General features: G+C 46.7%; 20 protein-coding genes. 15 read left to right on the top strand and 5 right to left on the bottom strand.

The features are described from left to right. The first annotated feature begins 6 nt into the window (after positions 1-6). The 7 genes from pucL to fabI all read left to right on the top strand — a co-directional run bounded on the left by pucL (position 7) and on the right by fabI (position 6,023). A complete protein-coding gene (gene pucL / locus FHS16_RS09760; RefSeq protein WP_183561458.1) occupies positions 7-966 on the top strand; it encodes a factor-independent urate hydroxylase in 960 nt (319 codons plus the stop codon). Beyond that, entirely contained in the window at positions 963-1,346 is a 384-nt protein-coding gene (gene uraH / locus FHS16_RS09755) for a hydroxyisourate hydrolase (protein ID WP_183561456.1), read from the top strand. The genes pucL and uraH overlap by 4 nt, the downstream gene beginning before the upstream one ends. Before the next feature lie 65 nt (positions 1,347-1,411). Next, positions 1,412-2,473 carry an adenosine deaminase gene (gene add, locus FHS16_RS09750; protein ID WP_183561454.1) on the top strand — a complete coding sequence of 354 codons (1,062 nt, stop codon included), beginning with the start codon at positions 1,412-1,414 and terminating at the stop codon, positions 2,471-2,473. A 165-nt stretch (positions 2,474-2,638) separates the two neighbouring features. Next, positions 2,639-3,589, top strand: a complete 951-nt coding sequence (locus FHS16_RS09745; RefSeq protein WP_183561452.1) for an ADP-ribosylglycohydrolase family protein — start codon at positions 2,639-2,641, stop codon at positions 3,587-3,589. A 122-nt stretch (positions 3,590-3,711) separates the two neighbouring features. Continuing rightward, positions 3,712-4,170 (top strand): GNAT family N-acetyltransferase, encoded by a 459-nt coding sequence (locus FHS16_RS09740; RefSeq protein ID WP_183561450.1) that lies wholly within the window; start codon positions 3,712-3,714, stop codon positions 4,168-4,170. Between the two features lie 36 nt (positions 4,171-4,206). Next, on the top strand, positions 4,207-5,079 hold the full coding sequence (locus FHS16_RS09735) for a DinB family protein (RefSeq protein ID WP_183561447.1): 873 nt from the start codon (positions 4,207-4,209) through the stop codon (positions 5,077-5,079). Between the two features lie 167 nt (positions 5,080-5,246). Continuing rightward, entirely contained in the window at positions 5,247-6,023 is a 777-nt protein-coding gene (gene fabI / locus FHS16_RS09730; protein ID WP_183561445.1) for an enoyl-ACP reductase FabI, read from the top strand. 93 nt (positions 6,024-6,116) lie between these two features. Here fabI and nagZ read toward each other — a convergent pair whose 3' ends face one another. After that, positions 6,117-7,412 (bottom strand): beta-N-acetylhexosaminidase, encoded by a 1,296-nt coding sequence (gene nagZ / locus FHS16_RS09725; RefSeq protein ID WP_183561443.1) that lies wholly within the window; start codon positions 7,410-7,412, stop codon positions 6,117-6,119. 222 nt (positions 7,413-7,634) lie between these two features. Between nagZ and FHS16_RS09720 the strand changes: the two genes are divergently transcribed. After that, positions 7,635-8,831 (top strand): oxalate decarboxylase family bicupin, encoded by a 1,197-nt coding sequence (locus FHS16_RS09720; protein WP_183561441.1) that lies wholly within the window; start codon positions 7,635-7,637, stop codon positions 8,829-8,831. Positions 8,832-8,882: 51 nt separating this feature from the next. On the opposite strand, the gene FHS16_RS09715 is transcribed toward FHS16_RS09720, so the two are convergent. Beyond that, on the bottom strand, positions 8,883-9,245 hold the full coding sequence (locus FHS16_RS09715) for a winged helix-turn-helix transcriptional regulator (protein WP_246431695.1): 363 nt from the start codon (positions 9,243-9,245) through the stop codon (positions 8,883-8,885). A 160-nt stretch (positions 9,246-9,405) separates the two neighbouring features. Between FHS16_RS09715 and FHS16_RS09710 the strand changes: the two genes are divergently transcribed. The 5 genes from FHS16_RS09710 to FHS16_RS09690 all read left to right on the top strand — a co-directional run bounded on the left by FHS16_RS09710 (position 9,406) and on the right by FHS16_RS09690 (position 13,569). Further along, positions 9,406-10,599, top strand: a complete 1,194-nt coding sequence (locus tag FHS16_RS09710) for an MFS transporter (RefSeq protein WP_183561437.1) — start codon at positions 9,406-9,408, stop codon at positions 10,597-10,599. Between the two features lie 25 nt (positions 10,600-10,624). Then, positions 10,625-11,464 (top strand): aldo/keto reductase, encoded by an 840-nt coding sequence (locus FHS16_RS09705; protein WP_183561434.1) that lies wholly within the window; start codon positions 10,625-10,627, stop codon positions 11,462-11,464. Positions 11,465-11,703: 239 nt separating this feature from the next. Beyond that, positions 11,704-12,093: an MmcQ/YjbR family DNA-binding protein gene (locus FHS16_RS09700; RefSeq protein ID WP_246431694.1), complete on the top strand. Its 390-nt coding sequence runs from the start codon at positions 11,704-11,706 to the stop codon at positions 12,091-12,093. A gap of 53 nt (positions 12,094-12,146) precedes the next feature. Then, a complete protein-coding gene (gene hisA / locus FHS16_RS09695) occupies positions 12,147-12,902 on the top strand; it encodes a phosphoribosylformimino-5-aminoimidazole carboxamide ribotide isomerase (RefSeq protein WP_183561432.1) in 756 nt (251 codons plus the stop codon). A gap of 232 nt (positions 12,903-13,134) precedes the next feature. Further along, positions 13,135-13,569 (top strand): hypothetical protein, encoded by a 435-nt coding sequence (locus FHS16_RS09690; protein ID WP_183561430.1) that lies wholly within the window; start codon positions 13,135-13,137, stop codon positions 13,567-13,569. Between the two features lie 65 nt (positions 13,570-13,634). Here FHS16_RS09690 and FHS16_RS09685 read toward each other — a convergent pair whose 3' ends face one another. From FHS16_RS09685 to FHS16_RS32245, 3 genes are read right to left on the bottom strand one after another with little or no spacing between them, the layout of a single operon-like run. After that, complete coding sequence (locus tag FHS16_RS09685; RefSeq protein WP_183561428.1) at positions 13,635-13,856, bottom strand: hypothetical protein; 222 nt, start codon at positions 13,854-13,856, stop codon at positions 13,635-13,637. A 30-nt stretch (positions 13,857-13,886) separates the two neighbouring features. Further along, positions 13,887-14,099, bottom strand: a complete 213-nt coding sequence (locus FHS16_RS09680) for a hypothetical protein (RefSeq protein ID WP_183561426.1) — start codon at positions 14,097-14,099, stop codon at positions 13,887-13,889. A 17-nt stretch (positions 14,100-14,116) separates the two neighbouring features. Next, complete coding sequence (locus FHS16_RS32245; RefSeq protein WP_221226311.1) at positions 14,117-14,716, bottom strand: collagen-like protein; 600 nt, start codon at positions 14,714-14,716, stop codon at positions 14,117-14,119. A 270-nt stretch (positions 14,717-14,986) separates the two neighbouring features. On the opposite strand from FHS16_RS32245, the gene FHS16_RS09670 reads away from it, so the two are divergent. Continuing rightward, positions 14,987-15,511, top strand: coding sequence for a YfiT family bacillithiol transferase (locus FHS16_RS09670; RefSeq protein WP_183561424.1), 525 nt, complete (start codon positions 14,987-14,989; stop codon positions 15,509-15,511). Continuing rightward, positions 15,512-15,907: a GNAT family N-acetyltransferase gene (locus tag FHS16_RS09665; protein ID WP_246431693.1), complete on the top strand. Its 396-nt coding sequence runs from the start codon at positions 15,512-15,514 to the stop codon at positions 15,905-15,907. Positions 15,908-16,224: the final 317 nt, after the last annotated feature.

Raw genomic sequence — 16,224 nt, 5'->3', positions numbered from 1 at the left:
ATAACTATGCTAAAATTACGCAGCGGACGCACCCTTTATTATGGAAAAGGAGATGTGCTAAGCTACCGGACATATGCCGCGCCCCTTACTGTACGTCCTATTGAAGTCTCGCCGTATAAAGGCGAAAGCAATATTATATTTGCTCACAACATTACGTTCTCGGTCAGCAGCGAGGTACTGCTCTCCTCCTTTACGGAAGGCGATAACACGCAGGTCGTTGCCACGGACTCGATGAAAAATTTTATTTTGCGACAAACGGCCGAATATGGGGGAAGCACCACGGAAGGGCTCCTTGCCTTCATTAGCGAACGTTTCATGAAGCGCTATCCGCATATTGATGCGATAGAAATTCAAGCAGACCGTCTTCCGTTCAGTGCAGTCTCCGTTGCTGATGATAGCGGCTGGAGGGATAGCCAGCTTGTTTTTCGCCGATCTCATAACGAGCATGCCAGCGCGTCGCTGAAGTGGAACCGCGACGGAGATGCCGGCATTCTTGCCGAGCATGAAAGCGCGTTGTCGCATATCCAATTGATTAAGGTAAGCGGAAGCTCCTTTTACGGATTTGTCCGTGATGAATATACGACGTTACCGGAGAGCTTCGACCGTCCGTTGTTTATTTTCCTCGATATTTTTTGGACCTATGAAGATGCGGAAGATGCATTCGATAGTACGCGCGGGAACTATGTTCCTTCCGAACAAATCCATGATCTTGCCCATACGCAGTTCCATGCCGAGCAATCCCCTTCGATTCAACATTTAATCTATCGGATCGGCATGAGCATTCTCACTCATTTCCCTCAGCTTGCAGAGGTTCGGTTCGAGTCCAACAACCGGACATGGGAGACGGTTGTTGAGCCTGAGCAACCAGCTGGCGCAGGTGTATATACTGAGCCGCGCCCGCCTTATGGCTTCCAGGGATTCACCTTGTCCCGAGCTGATCTGGGAGATGGAGGGGATAAAGCGTGAGCGGCCGAATTACGACGCATGTTCTGGATCTGGCTGGAGGGAAACCTGTCAATGGGATGACGATGGAGCTATGGTACTTGGGCAAGGAAGCAGAAAGCATGGAAGCAGGAGAAATGCCTCAATTAATGGGATGCTACCAGACGAATACAGATGGCAGAGCGGATACTCCTTTGCTTGAAGGAGAAGCTGTTCTGCCAGGCGTATATGAGCTTATATTCGCGGCAGGCCGTTACTTTAGGCAAATGGAGCATTTGTCTGCTATTAAGGATAGCATATTTGATTTTATTCCAATTCGATTCCATATCAAGGATGCTGCTGGCCATTACCATGTGCCGTTATTGGTTGCTCCAGGCGGATACAGCACTTACCGGGGGAGTTAACTGCAGCGCCTTGATGTATACGATCGATTGCGGATGTGTATGAATATACCGAGAGGGGACTGGCAATGACGTTAATCAATGAACATTCGACAGCTGTGGGGACGTTATTGTCCCAGCTGCCAAAGGTCGATCTACATGTACACCTTGATGGAAGCGTGAAGCCTGAAACGCTGCTTCAGCTTGCGAGGGAGCAAGGAAATCCGATAAATTTCAATACGGATTCTGAATTGCTGTCCCATATGCAAGTAAGCGAGGATTGTCAAAGCTTAAAGGAATATTTGAGTAAATTTAGTTTCGTTTTGCCTTATCTGCAAACCGCTGCGGCGATTGAAAGAATAGCTTTTGAGGTTGTTGAGCAAGCTGCCAAGCAGCGGGTAAAATATATCGAGGTTCGATTCGCGCCACAGCTTCACCGCCAAATGGGATTGTCCATTTATGAAGTGATAGAATTTGTCCTTAAAGGGCTGCGTCGCGGTGAGCAAGCTTTCGGAACGACAGCAAGAGCCATCATCATTTGTATGAGAAACCATCCGTATGAGATGAATAAGGATGTCGTGCAGGAAGCAGGGCGATTCTATAATAAGGGCGTCGTTGCCGTAGACTTGGCAGGTGATGAAGCATCGTTCCCGGCGGAGCTGTTTCTTCAACTGTTTGCTGATGCGCGGCAATTAGGCTTACCCGTTACGATCCATGCTGGAGAGGCAGCCGGTGCCGAGAATGTGAAGGTAGCCGTCACTGACTTAGGAGCTCTGCGGATTGGGCATGGCGTGCGGATGCTGGAGGATCCGAGTGTCGTAGCACTCGTCAAGGAACGCCAGATTCCGCTTGAGATGTGTCCATTAAGCAACATGCAGACCAAAGCCGTCTCTGGCTGGGCGGCTTATCCATTGCGGCAGTACATGGAGCAGGGGATCGTCGTTACGGTCAACACGGATAATATGACAGTCTCGGATACGACCCTGCAGAAGGAGTATGAACGTTTGATCGCAAATTGCGGTCTTACCATAAATGATATCGGTACGATTATTATGAACGGCTTCAAAGCTGCTTTCTTGGAGGAACGTGAGAAGGCGCGTTTAATCGTACATGTTGAAGCGGAATTAACGAAATTAGGACTGCAAGTGTAACAGCCTGAATAAATCAAATTACATGTATAAAAGGCTTCACATCGGATACGTGATGTGAAGCCTTTTTGATGTGCACAGCGGTTTTAGGTTTCGAATTAATAGCTTAATTGTTATACTTATAGGAATTGCAGGGATTAGACGGAAAAAACGGGAGGTTTTGCTTCAATGCTACAATCAAAAGTTCGCGATGGAATTATCGGACTATGCGTGGGAGACGCGCTTGGCGTGCCTGTTGAATTCCAATCACGTCATACGCTGCGCAATAAACCTTTGACAGACATGATCGGCTACGGTACGCATAACCAGCCCGCAGGCACATGGTCGGATGATAGCTCGCTGGTCTTCTGTCTGATGGAGAGTGCCGCAGCCTTTCCTCAAGTCGATCTGTACGACATCGCAGAACGTTTCGTCAATTGGTTGGATAAAAATGAATGGACGCCGCATGGCGTAGTTTTTGATAGGGGAATCGCCACTGCTTCGGCAATCGAGCGATACAAGGAATTGTGCATTCGTCCGGATCTTGCGGGAGGAATAACCCTAAATAGCAACGGGAATGGTTCATTGATGCGAATATTGCCGCTTGCTTATTGGTTCAAACAAGAAACAGCGATGGATCGGAAAGAACTTGTTTCCAAGATTTCTTCGATAACGCATGGACATCCCATCTCCAAAATCGCATGTGTCATTTATGTGGAGCTGGCGATTCAATTGATCGAAGGCCAATCGCTGGCGGCCAGCATTAGCCATATGCAAGAAACGGTATTGACGTTATACAAGGATGAGCAGCCGAATAACATGAAGCCCTTCGAACGAGTGCTCAAAGGCGATCTTGCACTATTGGATGAAGGGGATATCGAATCCTCCGGGTATGTTGTACATACGCTTGAAGCTAGCCTATGGAGCTTGCTTAAGACGAGCAGCTATACCGAAGCTGTACTGCGTGCCGTTAATTTAGGTGAGGATACGGATACAACTGGGGCGGTGGCAGGAGGTCTGGCTGGATTATTGTACGGGGAGAAAGCTATTCCGAGTGATTGGATTCGCAAGCTTGCTAGACTGGACGATATTCAACAGCTATGCAACCGATTCGAAGAGGCAATTCGCCCAACTTATTAAGGTGGAGATGAAATGGAAGACCATCGATACGATAAAGGAGCTGCTTGCTTCAGATCAATAAGGTTGGCAGCACTTGTAGCACAAACACAAGTAATTATCCTATTTAATGAGGTGAATAGAGAATGGAAGGATTAGCATTAAGGAATGTATCACCTGATCATGTGGATCTTCAGAAGTTGATTCGCCATCTCGACCAGGATTTATTGCAGCGGTACCCGCAGGAAGAAATTTTCGGACTCGATTTTTCGGATGAGAATATTAGTGAGGTGAGTTTTCTCGTTGCTTATTGGAACGGCATCCCTGTAGGCTGCGGAGCTATTAAGCCCTATGATAAGCACTCGACTGAGCTGAAGCGTTTCTTTGTTGAAGAGCCCTATCGCAATAAAGGGATTGCTAGGGAGCTATTAACGGAGCTGGAAATGAGAGCGAAATCGATGAATTTCCGAAGCATGAAGCTTGAAGCAGGAGAGGCGCAGCCGGAAGCGCTGGGCTTTTATCGGAAGCATGGGTATGAGGCTATCGATCGTTTTGGCCCTTATCAAGATAATGAAAGCAGCGTTTGTTTAGAGAAGCAGCTTTAGGGCTAGTCTGCCTATTGACATATTGGAGGAGAGCGAATGAACCTTAAGCCTCGTAAAAGGATCTATTCATGGCTTTTCCTGAGCATTGTTTATATTGCGAATATGGTTATTCAGTTTATTTCATCAACGAAGAATGGTGTATCCGACGCGTTAGTTGCCTTTTATTTCGTATCGGGCATCGTTGTATTGAGCCTCTTCGTTATATCATGCTTAGAATTAGTAACTAAAAATAATCGAATCATACGCGTAAAGCTAATCAGCAAACATAACCATTCGATTTATGTGCTGCGAAATGACGGCAAGCTGAAGAAATATCACATTTTTGAATATGATGTGTTAAACAAGCTTGAGCCAGGGCAGGAGTTATCTATTACAGTATCATCCATAACCGCGATGCCTTATCATATTCAGTCAATAGAAGTTTCAAAGCAAGAGCCTTTGTCCACGCTAGCCGTACAATATAAAAAAATCGGCAGCTATAGCGCATGGGCAAATTTGAGAGTAATAGATTCCATTCGCAGCAGCAGCGAGCTTCAATTGGAGAAGCCGATCAGCTTGCTGAATCATATTGTTGCGGCTGAGAAAATATGGCTTGCCCGGATTAAGGGCGAGAGTACTTCGGCAATCGCGATATGGCCGGCATATACGCTGGAGCAGTGCGAGCAAATGGCCATGGAGAATAAAGACGGTTATACTGCATTGTTAAATCGACTGCAGGATTCGGATTTTTGTTCTGAAATCACTTACTTCAACAGCCAAGGACAATCATTTTCGACGACGATTATGGATATATTGGCGCATGTTTCACTGCACGGGAGCTATCATCGCGGACAAATTGCAACGCTTCTTAAACAGGCTGGCGGCATTCCCGTAAATACCGATTACATCACGTATGTCCGGCAAATATGAAGCTGGATCTGAATTCGATGTTGAATATCACTCCCCGAATCGGTAGTATAGAACAGTGGCAGAGATAACAAGATAGGGATCAGGCTTACGAAAGCGTATAACTGCGCTATTGCGAAGGTTAAACATATACGATTCCAACGTTAGGACGAAAGACTAGGAGGAGCAGCATGTCTAACTTAATGAATGACAAAGTAGTTGTAATTATGGGAGTGGCCAATGATCGAAGCATCGCTTGGGGAGTTGCTAAAGCGCTGCATAAGCAAGGAGCAAAGCTGATCTTCACGTATCGCAAGGAAAGATCCTTGGATAAGCTGAATAAGCTGCTCGAGCAGCATCAAATCGAAGCGCTGCAAAAGGTTTCTTGTGATGTGCTTGATGATGCCAGCATTATCGCCGCATTTGACGAAATTCAGAAAACCACAGGGATGATTCACGGACTTGTGCATTCGGTTGCTTTTGCAGAGAAGGACGAGCTTCAGGGTGAATACGTTGATACGACTAGAGACGGTTATTTGCTGGCGCAAAATTCAAGCTCCTATTCATTGGTTGCAACCGCTCGCGAAGCGAAGAAGCTGATGACCGAGGGCGGAAGCATCGTTACTCAAACTTATATCGGCGCTGAGCGCGTAGTGAAAAATTACAATGTAATGGGCGTAGCGAAAGCGGCGCTAGAAGCGAGCGTCATGTATCTTGCCGAGGATTTGGGCAAGTATGGAATCCGTGTAAATGCGATATCGGCAGGTCCGATTCGCACGCTTGCTGCTAAAGGCGTTTCCGGCTTTAACGACATAATGTCTACGATTGAAGAAAGAGCCCCGCTTCGCCGCAACATTGATCAGGATGAGGTTGGCGATGCAACGATGTTTCTGCTGAGCAGCTTGTCCCGAGGCATAACAGGCGAGGTGCTGCATGTCGATGCAGGCTACCATATCCTTGGATTATAGAAGATTGGTTACATCGTTTCTTTGAATCGCAATCCTCAGAGAACGAGGTGAAAAACAGGCACAGCCCTCATCAGCGGGCTGTGCCTGTTTGGTTTATTTGGCTTGCAAAGCCTGATTGATTTGGCTGTTGACCGTTTTCAGATCAACAGAGGCGATGGACTTGTCCTGCAGTTTATATTTTTGTTTGAGGCTCAATATGCGATACACGCTTTTATCGAGCATTTCCTTAGCAATAGCACCATCGCGTGCGGCAAGCTTCAATGCTTTGATTACAGATATTTGCAAGTCGTAATCATGACCGATCAGGATAATATCTGTACCCGCTTGGATCGATCTGACCGCTGATTCTCCTACGTCGAAATGCTCCGTTATGCCGCCCATTGTCATATCATCGGTAATGACGACTCCGTCATAACCTAATTCCTCACGAAGCAGATTGGTTACAATGGTTTTGGATAAGGAAGCGGGATACGTTTTGTCGAGTTTAGGAATGAGCAAATGAGCGACCATGATGGCATCGGCTCGCTGGTTGATTGCCTCCACGAACGGAAGCAGCTCGAATGCTTTAAGCTCGGCCATAGATTTGTTTACGACTGGCAAATCTAGATGGGAATCAACAGAAGTATCGCCATGCCCTGGAAAATGTTTCACTACCGCTGCCACTTGTTCAGACTGGATGGCTTTCATCGTTTCGATACCGTGAGTCGTAACCGTCTTGGCATCTGAACCAAAGGATCGGTTTCCAATAACAGGATTGTCAGGATTGCTGTTAATGTCTAGAACCGGAGCGAAATCCATATTAAAGCCTAGAGAGCGAATTTCGGTACCAAGCGCCGAACCGACTCCGCGCGTGTAAGCGGCATTGTCTCTTTTGCCAATCGTGGCAGCAGGCGGTATTTTTACAAAGTTATCAGGCATGCGGCTTACTTTTCCGCCTTCTTGATCGATGCTTAGCCAAAGCGGTGCTGCATTTTTTGTATTTCTTTCCTTCAACGCATTTAGCAGCTTAAGCGTTTGGTTAGGATCGGTAATGTTGTTTTTATAGAGAATAAAACCGCCTACATGATAGGTATCAATCAGCTCGGTCGTGGGAGCCTGCAAAGTAGTTCCTTCCACGCCGACCAGCACGAGCTGCCCAATTTTTTCATCCAACGTCATCGAAGCTATTTTTTCTTTGAGCGGATCATTGGCTGCCGTAGGTACGGTGGCAGGCGACTGCACCGGTGCCGTAGTGGGGCTTGCGGTAGGTACGGTGGCAGGCGACTGTACCGGTGCAGTAGTGGGGCTTGCGGTAGGCACTGGAGATGCCATGTTATTAGTAACGTTATTCTGTCCGCATCCGATGCATAGCATGAGGAGCGAGAAACTGGCAATGAGTTGCTTGATCATCAATATAACCTCCTTTTTGCAATATCCCCTTGATCGGCAGTATGCATACCACTGCATGGTCATTCATTCTGACGCTTGGACGATTTAGGATGTTGCAGGTTCATGAAGACAATTATGGCCGGAGCAGCAATGGCCTGAGCATATTTCAATGATGTCGAACATAGGTTGTAGAGGTCAAATAAGCAAATTGGGGCTTATTTATAGAGTAAAAGGAGGACTAAAATGGAAGAAGATGAACGAGAACAGGCTATGCTCGGACAAATCCCTCAGCCAATCAGGCCGAGCGACGGGGCGGGCAACATAGACCTTGGTCCACGTGACATTATGCGGGATATGGAGAATCCGAACATGCTGGTTCCGCCTGTTACCGATTCGGGGCTTTTACCGAACCTGAAGTTTTCATTCTCGGATACGCATATGCAGCTCAACAATGGCGGATGGTCTCGAGAGGTTACCGTCCGCGACTTTCCCATTTCGACTACAATCGCCGCAGTCAATATGAGTCTGACTCCCGGCGGTGTGAGGGAATTGCATTGGCATCAGCAGGCTGAATGGGCTTATATGCTCGTTGGCAGCGCAAGAATCACGTCTGTCGACCAAGTAGGCCGGAACTTCATTGCGGATATCGAAGAAGGCGATCTATGGTATTTCCCTCCAGGCATCCCTCATTCCATTCAAGGCTTGGAGAAGGGATGTGAGTTTTTACTCGTATTCGATGACGGGAGCTTCTCCGACCTTAATACGTTGTCCATCTCCGATTGGTTTGCTCATACGCCAAAGGATGTGCTGTCAGCAAATTTCGGCGTTCCGGAGAAAGCTTTCACGCATATTCCTCCTGATCAGGTATACATATACCAGGATCAAATTCCAGGATCGATCGAGAGCCAGCAGGTGCCTTCTCCATATGGCACCATTCCGCTTAGCTTCAAGCATAGATTGCTTGCGCAAACACCCCTACGAACGTCTGGCGGGACCGTGCGCATCGTGGACTCGACTAATTTCCCGATCTCAAAGACGATTGCGGCGGCCTTGGTAGAGGTGGAACCCGGCGGGATGAGGGAGCTGCACTGGCATCCCAACAATGACGAGTGGCAGTATTACTTGTCCGGTCAAGGACGCATGACGGTCTTTGCTGGAAACGGAGCTGCCCGAACCTTTGATTACCGAGCGGGAGATGTCGGCTACGTGCCTTTCGCCTTTGGTCATTACATTCAGAACACAGGCGATCAATCGTTATGGTTTTTGGAAATGTTCAAAAGTGATCGTTTTGTCGATGTATCGTTGAACCAATGGATGGCATTGACGCCACGAGAGCTCGTTCAAAGCAATTTGAATGTCGGTGATCAATTGCTGGATGCATTGCGAAAAGAAAAATGGCCGGTCGTTAAATACCCGGGGTACGGCTACCCCGTCAAATAATGCGCTTTTTAAAACCATTTCCAGCTGCCCGAAGGCATGCAGGAAATGGTTTTATTTGTTGAAGATATTCTCCTCGAGGACATCATGCTTATCACCGAAAACCTTGATCAAATGATGCTCTCCCCATGCGGAAAGCGAATCTAAAATGCTTTTTAAGCTTTGCCCGTAAGGAGTCAATTGATACTCGACCTTGGGAGGCACCTGATTATATACGATTCTTTCGATAATGCTGTCGTCTTCAAGCTCTCTAAGCTGCTGAGTAAGCATTTTCTGGGTAATTTCCGGAAGCAGACGCTTAAGCTCACTCGTCCGTTTTTTGCCATGCGTTAAGTGGCAGAGAATGATGCACTTCCATTTGCCGCCTATAACCTCGAGTGTTGCTTCCACGGGTACGTTGTACTTCTTCTTGATCAATGTCATTCTCCCCTATAGCTTGATACAGGTACTAATAAGTACCTATAGTACTTTTAAGTACGTACTGGTTATTTTTCATTGCATAAACGATAATAACATTCATCGGCCGATCTAAGCTACAACTTTTTGCATCATTAGAAAGGGATTGGGGAGAAGCATCATGACATTAGAGAAAAGAAGAAGTACGTTAGCCTTGCTTGCACTGGCAGTCAGCGCATTTGCTATCGGAACGACTGAATTTATTAGCGTCGGCCTGCTGCCGCTTATATCGGAGGATATGAATATTTCGGTTACGACAGCAGGTTTAACGGTTACATTATATGCCTTAGGCGTTACCTTTGGCGCACCGATCCTTACATCCGTATCGACAAAAATACCGAGGAAGGCGCTGCTGCTATGGATCATGGTGATCTTCATGATTGGCAATGCGGCTGCGGCGGCGGCGCCAACCATTGAGCTGCTGCTTATAGCGAGAATAATATCAGCTTTGTCACATGGCGTGTTCATGTCAATCGGTTCCACGATCGCTGCTGATGTGGTTCCTCAGAATCGCAGAGCAAGCGCAATCGCTATCATGTTCACAGGCTTAACCGTTGCAACGATTACCGGCGTTCCAATCGGAACGTATATTGGGCAGCAGCTCGGCTGGAGGGCCGCTTTCGTAGCGATTGTCATTGTAGGTCTTATAGCCTTTATTGCCAACAGCATACTTGTTCCGTCTGATTTGCGGAAAGGAACGCCAATTACGATGCGCGAGCAGTTCAAGCTGTTCACGAACGGGCGGCTTTTGCTCATGTTTTTAATTACGGCGCTAGGCTATGGCGGGACATTTGCCGTCTTTACTTATTTAGCCCCGTTGCTCCAAGAAATATCCGGCTTTCAAGAGAAGCATGTCACGTTGATCTTGCTCGTCTACGGTATTGCAATCGCAATTGGCAATATGATCGGCGGCAGACTTGCTAACCGAAATCCGCTTAAAGCATTGTTCTACATGTTCATCATTCAAGCGATAGTTCTATTTGTACTAACATTCACCGTCTCGTTCAAGGTTGCGGCGCTGCTTACGATCATATTGATGGGACTCTTTCACTTCATGAATGTGGCTGGACTTCAAGTTTATGTGGTTATGCTGGCTGAGCGGATTATGCCTGGCGGGGTGGATGTTGCCTCCGCCATTAATATAGCAGCATTTAATGCAGGAATCGCGATCGGCGCTTATTTAGGCGGCGTCGTTACCGATGCAATGGGATTGATTCATACCCCTTGGTTTGGCGGCATTATGGTAGTAGCTGCCGTTATTTTGACAGGCTGGAGCATGAAGCTCGAACAAAAAGAGAGAACAAAAGCAGTTTAAACATAACTTAGGAGGTTCATATGCAATGAAAAACTTACAATCAACGACAACGCTGCACAATGGGGTCCGCATGCCATGGTTTGGACTAGGTGTCTTCAAAGTGGAGGAAGGGGCTGAGCTTGAGATTGCCGTTGCCACAGCAATTCAAAACGGTTATCGAAGCATGGATACGGCGGCCATTTACGGAAACGAAGCAGGAGTCGGGCGTGGCATTGAGCAAGGGCTGCGTCAAGCAGGGATTGATCGATCCGAGCTCTTCGTTACCTCAAAGGTATGGAATGCCGATCTTGGTTATGAATCCACGCTGGCTGCATATGAGACAAGCTTAAGCAAGCTAGGTTTAGAATATCTTGATTTGTATTTGATCCACTGGCCCGTAGAAGGAAGGTTCGTTGAAGCTTGGCGAGCATTGGAACATCTGTATGAGCAAGGCCGCGTAAAGGCAATCGGTGTAAGCAACTTTCAGCCCCACCACATTGAAACGCTCATGCAGGCTGCCAACATTAAGCCAATGGTCAATCAAGTGGAATATCATCCGCGGCTGGCGCAGCTTGAGCTAAGAAATTATTGCGTGCAGCAGGGCATTCAGCTAGAAGCATGGTCGCCGCTTATGCAGGGCCAATTGCTCGATAACCCGCTTCTGCTCCAACTTGCAGCAAAATACGATAAATCGGTTGCGCAAATTATTTTGCGATGGGACTTGCAAACCGGTGTTGTGACTATACCGAAATCGACCAACGAAGCGCGAATTATGGCAAATGCGGCTATTTTCGATTTTGAGCTATCAGAAGCAGATATGGAGCTTATCGCCGGCATGAACGAAAATGTCCGTGTCGGACCGGATCCTGATCATTTTGATTTTTAATGGAAATGGAACAATGGAAATGGAACAAGTAAGAGGAGAACGATGTATTCAGTAACAAACAAAAAGCCTGGCAGGTAATAATGGGAGTGGCCTCGGAATCTATGAAAGGGGTCACTTTCTAACCCTGCTTGGCTTTTTTGTATGTGAATCTGGCAAGTGGCTTGAATTAAGAAGCGCAAAGCTTGTTTCATGTGATAAAATATGTTCATGACTCATCGATTCGTATGGAGGGATTCCGCTTGAAGCATGATGATGCTGGCGAGCTTGATGCGTATAGTGAAATACTGGGGCGCGTGAGGGCGTTATGTATGTCATTCCCAGGCACGAGTGAAAAATTGAGCCATGGAGCTCCAAGCTTTTTTGTTGCCGAGAAAAAGTCATTCGTGCAATATCGCCATAATCACCACAACGATGGAAAAGTTGCCCTTTGGTGCGCCGCACCGCCGGGTATGCAGGCTATGCTAATCGATTCGGAACCATCCGTATATTTCCGTCCAGCCTATGTCGGGCATTTGGGATGGATTGGCGTTAGATTAGATCGAAGCATCGGATGGGATGAGCTTGTTGGGGTCATTCAGGAAGCTTATCTAACGAGAGCACCAAAGAAGTTTATTGCGATGTTGAAATAAGCAGGCGGCTAGAAAACAAGCGTACATAGCATATAAAGAATAGAGGAATGACATTGAAGTTTAGACCTTGTATCGATTTGCATGACGGCAAAGTAAAACAAATTGTCGGAGAGACATTAAATACGGAAATCATCGAAAATTTTGTTTCGAAGCAGGATTCGGCTTTTTATGCAGAGCTCTTCAAGAAGGATGCGTTGACGGGAGGGCATGTCATAATGCTCGGAGGCGGCAACGAGGCAGCGGCCGTTCGCGCACTGGAGCAATACCCCGGCGGCTTGCAAATAGGAGGCGGCATTACAGCGGACAACGCTGCTTTTTATTTGGAAAAAGGGGCATCCCATATCATCGTGACTTCTTATATTTTTAAGGATGGACAACTTAACGAGGAGCATCTCTCTAAGATCGTATCGGAGGTTGGGGTTGACCGCTTAGTTATCGATCTTAGCTGCAAAGAGAAGGACGGCAAATGGTTCGTTGTAACAAATCAATGGAAACAGTTCAGCGACTTCGAAGTAAACTCAGACAATATTCGATTTCTTGAGCAGTATTGCAACGAGTTTTTGGTACATGCCGTGGACGTGGAAGGAAAGCAGCGAGGCATTCAGCAAAGTCTCGTAAGCGCACTGGCAGATTGGGTAGGCATTCCGACGACTTACGCAGGAGGAGCCAGATCCATCGAGGATATGGACCAATTCGATGAGCTGTCGAATGGGAAGCTGGACATTACAATCGGCAGTGCGCTTGATATATTTGGCGGACATTTGCCTTATCAAGAAGTAGTAGCTTACAGCAAAAATAAGCAAGCCTAAATGGTCGATGGATCCCATTGCGCTAAGCCTCTTCGCTAGCTGCCTTCTGGTTGGCTAGTTTTTCATATCGGCTTTGGTAGCGAGGGAGAAATGGATAGTGGATGTAATTCTGTTCAAATCGTAGGACATAATGAGAGTCTTCAAGGCAATTCGCTGAATGCTTGGGACAAAATCGACTATAAAGATGTTTGGCTTTGAATAATGTAGGGGCAAGCAGGAAGGTGATGAAGCGGTGAGACCAGATCATTACAAGCTCATGTATGAATTCGTACAGTGGGCAGGGACGCAATCACAAATCGAAGGAATCGCTTTGGTTGGACCATGCGCTGACGACGAAAACGAGGAAAATGCGAATTTGAGCTTCTTGCTCATTACGGACAAAAAGAACAAGACGATTGAAGCGATTCTTCATCAATTCCCATTCGAACCGCTCGAGCAAGCTTCCGTAGAAGAGCATGGGATGCTCTCATCGATCAAAGCCGTATACGCAAGCGGCATCGATGCTGATTACGGCGTCGCAGGGGAAGAATGGTTGAGGCATCCTCTGGAAGGTGAGCTGGGAGCTGCTCTTTCAATGGGATTTAAAGTTATTTGGGAGAGCGAAGGACTGTTCGATGGTTTGCATCTTGCCATAGCTAATTATGTGGCTGAGCAAATGCTGTCATGAATGGACATTATTTCATAAAAAGGCTGGTTCAGCTAGGTTAATCACCTGCTTTACCAGCCTTTCGCTTATGAGGGGAATGAAAATGTGATTAACTCTGATGTTAACACGTAGGTGGTTTCACCCGTTGCATTAGCCAATGTAAGGAAATTAGCATTAAACGCAAGTAAAGCTCCGGATTTTATCCCGTTTGATGTCGTGACTTTTATTGCTTGGCCTTGATTGCTTTTTAACAATCCGTAAAATGCAGTGCCTGGGAGAATGAGACGTCCGTTCGTTATAATCGCCATAATCCGTCTTCCTTTCCATGATGCTCCGTATCATTCAACAGGATTCTCGTGAACATAAACGATGTTCGCATAAAAGATACGGATTTCGTAGAGGAATTTTTCTTGCTCGAAGGACACAAGTATGAAGTCATTTCCTACCTGATCCAGCCTGCCAATGATGGCAACTTGGCCATAACCGTTGGTCATAACGAAAACCTCCTTGCCCAGCAAGGGAAGCAAATCGCCGGAAAGCGTTGTCGACATGCGAGGATACCTCTTTTCTAGGTGGGCTGGGTTAAAAGCTCGATATTCGTAATGTAGCCAAGTGGAATCGTCATTTGGGTACCAGAAAGAGATGCGATCCGAACAATAGTCTCCAGTACGGCAGCAACCGTTCCGGCAAATCCGGTAGGCTGTCCTGGTGTCATCACGTTAATGACGGAGCCTAGCTCCAAAAATCCGTTAAGGACAGCTATCAGCTCGGTGAAATCGGTTGAACCGGGCGTTCCGGGCGTTCCGGGCGGCCCCTGTACACCTTGAATACCTTGTGGTCCTTGAAGACCTTGCGGACCTTGAGGGCCAACTGCTCCAGCTGCTCCAGCCAAACCCTGCAAGCCTTGTATCCCTTGTGTTCCAACAGCACCACTTAGTCCGTTTGTGCCTGAAGTTCCGGGGGTGCCAGCTGGGCCGATTGCGCCCTGCGGTCCACTCTTGCCCGCAGCCCCTGCTGGTCCTTGTAATCCTCTTGGTCCTACGACAAAGCGGCGTTTGTGTCTCAAGCATGATTTCGGTTTTAGATTTTTCTTGCAGCATGCCGTTTTTTTCTTGTTCAATCCCGAGGTTCGGCGCTGGACCCGCGTAGATTTGGATGAAGCTATCAAAATATTATCCCTCCTAAATCGCTACTGCCTTCTATATATGTATCCGAAAGAGACCTGAAACGGACTAGGGATTACACCAATTATAGGAGCTGCTGCGATAGTTAGGCCTTATTTCATAGTTTTGAAACAATACCCTTTTCTTGGACAAGGCAGCATTTTGATAACTTAAAAGACGGACTATTCAGAAAACGGTTTAAGCTGTATAATCATGAAAATAATGAGGCTGATTAGGAAGACGAACAAAAATAATGTGGAGAAAGTAGGATTCATATGGATGAAAAATACCCCATTGGCCAATACAGCTTAATTGGAAAAGTAACGGCAGACCAACGACGGGCCTGGATAAGCCAAATCGAACAGCTGCCTAAGCGATTGAGAGAAAGCGTTGCAGGTCTGCAAGGCTCGGAGCTGCAAACACCTTATCGTACGGGAGGCTGGAGCATCATCCAAGTTGTCCATCATATCGCTGATAGTCATATGAATAGCTATATTCGGTTCAAGCTTGCACTGACGGAGGAGACGCCTACAATAAGGCCTTATTACGAGGATCGTTTCGCAGAGCTGCCTGATTCTGTGGATGCTGATATCGATCCGTCCCTTATTCTCATTACGCAATTGCATAAAAAATGGGTCACGTTGCTTGAGTCGTTGACAGAAGAAGATTTTCAAAAAGCTTTTTATCATCCGGAATCGAAAGAAACGTTGCACTTAGATTATACGCTTGGCCATTATGCTTGGCATGGCAATCACCATGTTGCGCATATCCTTGCTGCTAGGGAAAGGATGGATCAATAATTGATCAACTATTATTCAGATCGAATGATTACGGCTGCTGATTTATCACTAGTGTTCGAGAACTCAGGAATAAAAAGACCTTTTCAGGATTTAGCTCGCTTGGAGAAGATGATTGAGCATGCAGACTTGATCATAACGGCTTGGGATGGCAGCAAGCTAGTGGGCATTGCTCGGTGCTTAACGGACTTTGTCTATTGCTGTTACCTCTCGGACCTTGCCGTGAGCCGCGCTTATCAAAGGCTAGGTATCGGGAAGCAATTAGTTGAGCATGCAAGAGCTGCGCTTGGTCCATCCGTATCGGTTGTCCTTCTTTCGGCACCTACCGCAACGGAATATTATCCGCGCATCGGATTTACAAACACAGACAAATGTTTTCTTATCCCAAGAGAGAGCTAAGCTTAGCCTATGTTTCTCTCCTTAATTAGGAAATGTGCATTTCTTTATGAAGCTGAATGGTGTACGTTAATCGCCAAGAAACAAGCAGGTGGCTTCATTCTTATATCGAAGCTGCCTGTTCGTTTCTATAGTAAACGAGTAGTAGAAAATACTTGAACAACTCCGCCAAAAGGTTAATATGGAACTGACGGCATATTACATAGCATTATTTTTTGATATGATGGATTGTAAAATGAAGTGCGACACCTAAAAAAACAAAAGGCCCATGAAGGCTTCGTGTAAAATGGAAGTTACCACACCACCATTTTGTACAGGAG

It is taken from the genome of Paenibacillus endophyticus, from assembly GCF_014192395.1.
GTDB classification, from domain to species: domain Bacteria; phylum Bacillota; class Bacilli; order Paenibacillales; family Paenibacillaceae; genus Pristimantibacillus; species Pristimantibacillus endophyticus.
This window is presented reverse-complemented; position numbering and strand designations above follow the sequence as displayed.

Coding starts and splice junctions, on each gene's coding strand:
- pucL (WP_183561458.1), top strand. CDS start 7: ATGCTAAAATTACGCAGCGGACGCACCCTTTATTATGGAAAAGGAGAT.
- add (WP_183561454.1), top strand. CDS start 1,412: ATGACGTTAATCAATGAACATTCGACAGCTGTGGGGACGTTATTGTCC.
- FHS16_RS09745 (WP_183561452.1), top strand. CDS start 2,639: ATGCTACAATCAAAAGTTCGCGATGGAATTATCGGACTATGCGTGGGA.
- FHS16_RS09740 (WP_183561450.1), top strand. CDS start 3,712: ATGGAAGGATTAGCATTAAGGAATGTATCACCTGATCATGTGGATCTT.
- FHS16_RS09735 (WP_183561447.1), top strand. CDS start 4,207: ATGAACCTTAAGCCTCGTAAAAGGATCTATTCATGGCTTTTCCTGAGC.
- fabI (WP_183561445.1), top strand. CDS start 5,247: ATGTCTAACTTAATGAATGACAAAGTAGTTGTAATTATGGGAGTGGCC.
- nagZ (WP_183561443.1), bottom strand. CDS start 7,412: ATGATCAAGCAACTCATTGCCAGTTTCTCGCTCCTCATGCTATGCATC.
- FHS16_RS09720 (WP_183561441.1), top strand. CDS start 7,635: ATGGAAGAAGATGAACGAGAACAGGCTATGCTCGGACAAATCCCTCAG.
- FHS16_RS09710 (WP_183561437.1), top strand. CDS start 9,406: ATGACATTAGAGAAAAGAAGAAGTACGTTAGCCTTGCTTGCACTGGCA.
- FHS16_RS09705 (WP_183561434.1), top strand. CDS start 10,625: ATGAAAAACTTACAATCAACGACAACGCTGCACAATGGGGTCCGCATG.
- FHS16_RS09685 (WP_183561428.1), bottom strand. CDS start 13,856: ATGGCGATTATAACGAACGGACGTCTCATTCTCCCAGGCACTGCATTT.
- FHS16_RS09680 (WP_183561426.1), bottom strand. CDS start 14,099: ATGTCGACAACGCTTTCCGGCGATTTGCTTCCCTTGCTGGGCAAGGAG.
- FHS16_RS09670 (WP_183561424.1), top strand. CDS start 14,987: ATGGATGAAAAATACCCCATTGGCCAATACAGCTTAATTGGAAAAGTA.